The organism is Nocardia sp. No.11 (genome assembly GCF_038752175.1).
Taxonomy (GTDB): domain Bacteria; phylum Actinomycetota; class Actinomycetes; order Mycobacteriales; family Mycobacteriaceae; genus Nocardia; species Nocardia canadensis.
This window is the reverse complement of record NZ_JBCGFB010000196.1, coordinates 1-7,112: the sequence shown is the minus strand read 5'-3', so window position 1 is coordinate 7,112 and position 7,112 is coordinate 1. Positions and strand designations below refer to the sequence as shown.

The window sequence follows — 7,112 nt, the reverse complement described above, 5'->3', positions numbered from 1 at the left end:
GGCGAGCACCGCGGCCAGGCCCGCGCCGGTGGCGATGCCGCCCGCGGCGATGATCGGGCGGTCGGTGCTCGCGGTGAGCAGTTGGAGCAGGGTCAGCAGGCCGAGCGGGTCGACCGGGTCGTCGGCGGGATCGTCGAGGAAGCTCGCGCGGTGTCCACCCGCCTCGGCGCCCTGGGCGATCAGCGCGTCGGCGCCCGCGTCGAGCGCGATCGCCGCCTCGGCGGGGGAGGTGACCGTCACCCAGACCTCGGTGCCGACCGCGTGCAGCCGGTCCACCTCGACGGCGGTGGGGCAGCCGAAGGTCGTCGACACCACCGCGACCGGGTCGGCCACCAGCAGGTCGATCTTCTCCGCCCAGCCGTCGGTGTCGTGCTTGGGCGTGCCGAGCGGGAACTCCGCGCCCAGCTCGGCCAGATAGGCCGCGTATGTCGCCGGCTCGGCGACCGGGCCGGGGGCGAACAGATTCATGCCGAAGGGGGCGGTGGTCGCGGCTCTGGTCGCCGCGATCTGGTCGGCCATCGCCGCAGGCGCGAGGTAGCCGGCGGCCAGCTGGCCGAACCCGCCCGCGTTCGAGACGGCGACCACCAACTCCGGGGTGGACGGGCCGCCTGCCATGGGCGCGGCGACGATGGGGACACGCAAGCTCTCGATCACCATGTCCCGAGTCTGTCCCGTCGGCGCCGGGTCAAGCGCCGGGACCGGCGCGTGTGACCGGCTCGGCAACGGGATCGTTACTGTGGGACAGGCCTCCCACCTGCGAGTTCGATGGAGAAGGTTGCGGAATGGTCACGACCGGGTAGAGTTCCCGTCACAACGGATGCCGAACCGTTACACGCGGGTCGGTAACGGGAACCGCCCAGGCGGATTCCGGGCCGGTCGTCACCGGTTTCGTTTCCTTGTTGTCGGACGCTAGGACGAGACTTTGTCGCAGCACCGTATGGGCCCCGAATCCATCTCCGTCAAGGCCCTGTTGGGTGACGGAGGCGCCGGGCGCCCGAGCCGGCACCGCGCCGAACCCTCTCGCACCGATCGGGTGCGGGTCGCCGCCAGCGCCGCGGTCGCCGCGGGCGCCATCGTCGGCACCGCCGCCTCGATCGCCCCGACCATCGCCTACGCGGCCCCGCTGCTGCCGACGCACAACGACGACGTCGAGGAATCCGTCGTCCCCGATTCCGCTCGCGAGGCCGCCGAGGTCAACCTCGTCGCCGCCAAGCAGGTCGCCGCGCCCGCCGAGGCGCCCACGCAGGTCGACGCTGTCGCCGCGCCGATCGCGTCGCCCGTCGCCGCGCCGTTCGGCATCGGCAACCTGCCGCCCGAGATCGCGGGCCCGCTGGCCCAGGTCGAGGACATCATCCAGGGCATCCAGCACCAGGTCGCGCCGCCGCAGGCCGCCCGCCCGGTCGCGGGCCCGATCAGCTCCGGATTCGGCGCCCGCTGGGGCGCCATGCACTACGGCCTGGACTTCGCCGACTCGATCGGCGCCCCGATCCACTCCGTGTCCAGCGGCACCGTCGTCGAGGCGGGCCCGGCCTCGGGCTTCGGCCTGTGGGTGCGGGTGCTGCAGGACGACGGCACCACCGCCGTCTACGGCCATGTCAACGAGATGCTGGTGACCCAGGGTCAGCGCGTCAACGCGGGCGACGTCATCGCGACCGTCGGCAACCGCGGCCAGTCCACCGGCCCGCACCTGCACCTGGAGATCTGGGATCAGGGCGGCGCCAAGATGGATCCCATTCCCTACCTCGCCTCGAAGGGTGTGCCGCTGGAGTGGGGCCCCTCCGCGCACTGAGCGTTTCCAGTCGCGGACTCTCCGCGAAAGCCGAGTGACGGTGGTTCAGTATGAGCCCCGTCACTTTGCTGTGTGATCCGGCAACACGCCTGGTCGGCGGGCCGATACTCCTCAGGGCCCGTGGAACCGGGGGCCCCGCAATCGGGGGCTGTCGGCACGACGTTCGGTCGGTCTGTGGTCGCTCGATATGATGGCTCGATCTGCACGGGGCGGCCGTCGGCGCGTCCATGCTCGATGAGAGGTGAATGAACCCGAATGGAAACTGCCCGTCGTTCTGCCCGCGGTAACCGCCGTCGCCGGTCGAGCAGTCCGACATTCGGTCAGTTGCTGACGGCCGCCGTGGAATCGGCCGCCGACACCACCGCCATCCGGTTCAACCCCACCGGCGACCCGGCCGACCAGCGCGGACTCACCTACCGCGCGCTGGACGAGGAGTCCTCCCGGCTCGCCAGGGAGCTGATCGCCCGTGGCATCGGCCCCGGTGACATCGTCGCTGTCGCGATCACCCGCTCGATCGAATCGGTGCTCAGTGTGTGGGCCGTGGCCAAGTCCGGCGCCGCCTACGTGCCGATCGACCCGGCCTACCCGGCCGAGCGCATCGCCCACATCGTCACCGATTCGCACGCCGTGCTCGGCGTCACCACCGCCGCGCACCGGCCCGCGCTCGGTACCTCCACCGAGTGGCTCGAGCTCGACGACCCCACCGTCGCGGCGCGGATCGCGGCCCAGCCCGCGCACGCCATCTCCTACAGCGACCGGGTGCGCACGCTCGACGAGCGGCATCCGGCCTATGTCATCTACACCTCGGGCTCCACCGGTCTGCCCAAGGGCGTCGTGGTGACCCAGGCGGGCCTGTCGACGATGGCCGCGGTGGGCAGGCAGTACCGCATCGACGCGGGCTCGCGGGTGACTCACCTGAGCTCGCCCAGCTTCGACTTCTCCCTGATGGAGATGCTGTTCACCTTCACCGCGGGCGCGACGCTGGTCGTGGTGCCGCCGACGGTGTTCGGTGGCGACGAACTCGCCGATCTCGTTCGCCGCGAACAGGTCTCGCACCTGCTGATCACCCCGGGCGCGCTCGAGTCGGTCGACTCCACCCGGGTCGACAGCGTGCGGGTGGTCGTCACCGGCGGCGACAAGCTCGGCCCCGAACTGGTGGATCGCTGGGCGGCGCAGGGCCGTTCGGTGTTCAACGCCTACGGCCCCACCGAGGCCACCGTCATGGTGACCACCGGCGAGATGACCGCGGGCGCGGCGGTGACGCTGGGTTCGGTGATCCCGGGTGTCGCGGCCTTCGTGCTGGACGCGCGCCTGCGCCCGGTGCCCGCGGGCGTCGTCGGTGAGCTGTACCTGGCCGGTCCCGCGTTGGCCCAGGGCTACCTGGACCGTCCCGAGCTGACCGCCGAGCGCTTCGTCGCCAACCCGTTCGGCGCCGACGCGGGCGCGCCCGGCGGACGCCTGTACCGCACCGGTGACCTGGTGCGCCGCGACACCTCCGGTGAGTTCGAGTACCTCGGCCGCTCCGACTTCCAGGTCAAGATCCGCGGCCTGCGCATCGAGCTGGGCGAGATCGACAACGCGCTGACCACCCACCCCGACGTCGACTTCGCGGCCACCCTCGGCCGCACGCTGACCAACGGCGTGACCTCGCTGGTCGCCTACGTGCTGCCCCGCGCGGGCGCCGCGGTGACCCCGGCCGACCTGGCCCACCACCTGTCGGGCCTGCTGCCCGCGTACATGGTGCCTGCGGCGATCATGCTGCTCGACGAGATCCCGCTGACCCCGGTCGGCAAGCTCGATCGCAAGGCCCTGCCGGAGCCCACCTTCACCGCCCGCGAGTTCCGCGCGCCGAGCACGCCGATCGAGGAGATCATCGCGCAGGTGTTCGCGGCGCTGCTGGTGTCGGGAGACGACCAGGTCGGCGCGGACGACGACTTCTTCGAGCTCGGCGGCAACTCGCTGCTGGCCGCCCAGGCGGTGGCCCGGATCGGGACCGCGCTCGATGCCAGGGTGCCGGTCCAGCTGGTGTTCGAGGCCTCGACGGTGTCGGCGCTGGCCGCGCGCGTCGAGTCGCACGTCGGCGCGGGCACCGGCAACCCGCTGACCGCGCAGACCCGGCCCGAGCAGATCCCGCTGTCCTACGCGCAGCAGCGGATGTGGTTCCTCAACCGGTTCGATCCGGGCAGCGGCGCCAACAACATCCCGCTGCCGGTGCGGTTGTCCGGCGAGCTGGATGTGGCGGCCATGCGCGCCGCCGTCGCCGACCTGGTCGGCAGGCACGAAGTACTGCGCACGATCTACCCGGAGGTCGACGGTGACGCCGTGCAGCTGGTGCTGCCGGTGGGCGATCCCCGCGCGGTCCCGCAGGTCGAGGTGGTCGACGCGACCCCCGAGCAGCTGCCCGGTCTGATCGCCGAGCAGGCGGTGGCCGGTTTCGATGTCGCGGTCGCGCCGCCGGTGCGGGTGCGGCTGTTCCGCCTCGGCGCCGACGAGCACGTGCTGCTGTGCGTGGTGCACCACATCGCCGCCGACGGTTTCTCGATGGCGCCGCTGACCCGCGACCTGATCGCCGCCTACTCCGATCGGTTGCGCGGCAGCGCGCCGGCCTGGCATCAGCTGCCGGTGCAGTACGCCGACTTCACGCTGTGGCAGCGGGCGACGCTGGGCGCCGAGTCCGATCCGGATTCGCTGCTGGCTCAGCAGATCTCGTTCTGGCGGGACGAATTGGCCGGACTGCCCGAGCAATTGGACCTGCCCGCCGATCGCCCGCGCCCCGCGGCGATGACCAACCGGGGCGCGAGCTACGACTTCCGGATCGACGCCGACACCCACGCCGCGCTGGATCGGCTGTCCCGCGAACACAATTCGACGCTGTTCATGGTCGTGCACGCCGCGCTGGCCGTGCTGCTGGCGCGCCTGTCGGGCACCACCGACATCGCCGTCGGCACCCCGGTGGCCGGTCGCGGCGAAGCGGTGCTCGACGACGTGATCGGCATGTTCGTCAACACCCTGGTGCTGCGCACCGAGGTGGACCCGGCCCGCAGCTTCGACGAATTGCTCGGCAGCGTCCGCGGCACCGACGTGGCCGCCTTCGGGCACGCCGACGTGCCGTTCGAGCGGCTCGTCGAGCTGCTGGATCCGGCCAGGTCGATGGCCAGGCACCCGCTGTTCCAGGTGATGCTCACCTTCCAGAACCTCGCGGGCACCGAGCTGACGCTGCCCGGCCTCACGGTCGCCGGCGTCGATCTGGCCGTGCCGTTCGCGAAGTTCGACCTCGAACTCACCCTTGTCCCGCTGGAGACCGCCGGTGTCGCGAACGGGGTGTCGGCGGCGTTCACCTACGCCACCGACCTGTTCGACGAGGCCACCGTCGCCGGGTTCGCCGACCGGCTGGTGCGCCTGCTCACCGAGGTCGTCGCCGATCCGGCCCGTCCGGTGGGCGCGATCGAGCTGCTCGAATCGGACGAGCGCGAGCGAATCCTGCGGCGGTGGAACGACACCGGGCACGAGCTGGCGCCCGCGCTGCTGCTCGACGGTTACCGTGGTGCGGTCGCGGCGCATCCCGATGCGGTGGCGCTGTCCTATGAGGGCACCGAGCTGACCTATCGCGAGTTCGACGAGCGGGTGAACCGGCTGGCCCGGCTGCTGGCGCAGCGCGGGGTCGGCGCGGAATCGCTGGTCGGGCTGGCCGTGCGCCGGTCGCTGGATCTGGTCGTCGGCATGTACGCGATCGTCACCGCGGGCGGCGCGTACGTGCCGCTGGACCCGGATCACCCGGCCGAGCGGATCGCGCACATCCTCGACACCGCGCAGCCGGTGTGCGTGCTGACCACCACCGCCGACGCCGTCGAGGTGCCCGCGGCGACCCCGGTGATCACCATGGACACCGTTGCGCTGGACGGCTTCTCGGGCGAGTCGTTGAGCCCGGCCGAGCTGGTCCGGCCGGTACTGCCGCAGCACCCGGCCTACGTCATCTTCACCTCGGGTTCCACCGGCCGTCCGAAGGGCGTGGCGGTCTCGCACCAGGCGATCGACAACCAGATCGCGTGGATGCTCGCGGAGTACCCGCTGGCTGCGGGNAGGGCGTGGCGGTCTCGCACCAGGCGATCGACAACCAGATCGCGTGGATGCTCGCGGAGTACCCGCTGGCTGCGGGCGATGTCTACCTGCAGAAGACCGCGACCACCTTCGACGTGTCGCTGTGGGGCTACTTCATGCCGCTGCGCACCGGCGCGAAGCTGGTCGTCGCGACCCACGACGGCCACCGCGATCCCGCCTACATCGCCGAAACCATTGCCGCGCAGGGCGTCACGATGACCGACTTCGTGCCGTCGATGCTCACCGTCTTCGCCGCGCACACCGCGCCCGGCGCCATCCCCACGCTGCGCGACGTGTTCGCCATCGGTGAGGCGCTGCCGCCGGAGACCGTCGAGGCGCTGCGCGCGGTCTCGACCGCGCAGGTGCACAACCTCTACGGCCCGACCGAGGCCGCGGTGTCGGTGACCTACTGGCCCGCGGGCGAAACCGATCGCGGGTCGGTGCCGATCGGCGTGCCGCAGTGGAACACCCAGGTCTACGTGCTGGATTCGCGGCTGCGGCCGGTGCCGGCGGGTGTCGTCGGCGAGCTGTACCTGGCTGGCGATCAGCTCGCCCGCGGGTACGTCGCCCGGCCCGACCTGACCTCGGATCGCTTCGTGGCCAACCCGTTCACGCCCGGCGCGCGGATGTACCGCACCGGTGACCTGGTGGTGTGGCGCACGCCCACCGCCGACACCCCGGTCCTGGAATACCTGGGCCGCACCGACTTCCAGGTGAAGTTCCGCGGCCAGCGGATCGAGCTCGGCGAGATCGAGACCGCGCTGCTGGCGCAGCCGTCGGTCAGCCAGACCGTCGCCGTGGTGGCCGATTCGCCCGCCGGTGAGCAGCTGGTCGCCTACGTGGTGCCCAAGCCGGGGGAGCGGATCGAGCCGGCGGCGCTGCTCGCCGCGATCGGTGAATCGTTGCCCGCGTACATGATTCCGGCCGCCCTGGTCGCCCTGGACGCGTTCCCGCTGAACCCGAGCGGCAAGCTCGACCGCAAAGCGCTGCCCGCGCCCACCTTCACGGCGGGCGAGTTCCGCGCACCCGCGACGCCCACCGAGGAGATCGTGGCGGGCGTCTACGCCGAGCTGCTCGGCATGGCGCGGGTCGGCGCCGACGACGACTACTTCGCGCTCGGCGGCAACTCGCTGCTGGCTACCCGCGCGATCGCCCGGATCAACGAGGCCCTCGACGCCGAGGTCACCATTCGCGACCTGTTCGAGGCGCCGACCGTCGCCGCGCT

Annotated in this window: 2 protein-coding genes and 1 pseudogene; 2 read left to right on the top strand and 1 reads right to left on the bottom strand. The window is 71.8% G+C overall.

What is annotated here, in order from left to right; translation table 11 throughout:
* Positions 1-657, bottom strand: a 657-nt coding sequence (locus tag V8688_RS30645; RefSeq protein ID WP_342802252.1) for a nitronate monooxygenase, incomplete at its 3' end; no start/stop codon positions are given.
* A gap of 265 nt (positions 658-922) precedes the next feature.
* On the opposite strand from V8688_RS30645, the gene V8688_RS30640 reads away from it, so the two are divergent.
* Together V8688_RS30640 and V8688_RS30635 are read left to right on the top strand one after the other, a co-directional pair.
* Entirely contained in the window at positions 923-1,789 is an 867-nt protein-coding gene (locus V8688_RS30640) for a peptidoglycan DD-metalloendopeptidase family protein (protein ID WP_255586510.1), read from the top strand.
* A 255-nt stretch (positions 1,790-2,044) separates the two neighbouring features.
* A pseudogene (locus V8688_RS30635) lies at positions 2,045-7,112 on the top strand (amino acid adenylation domain-containing protein); the annotation flags it as partial.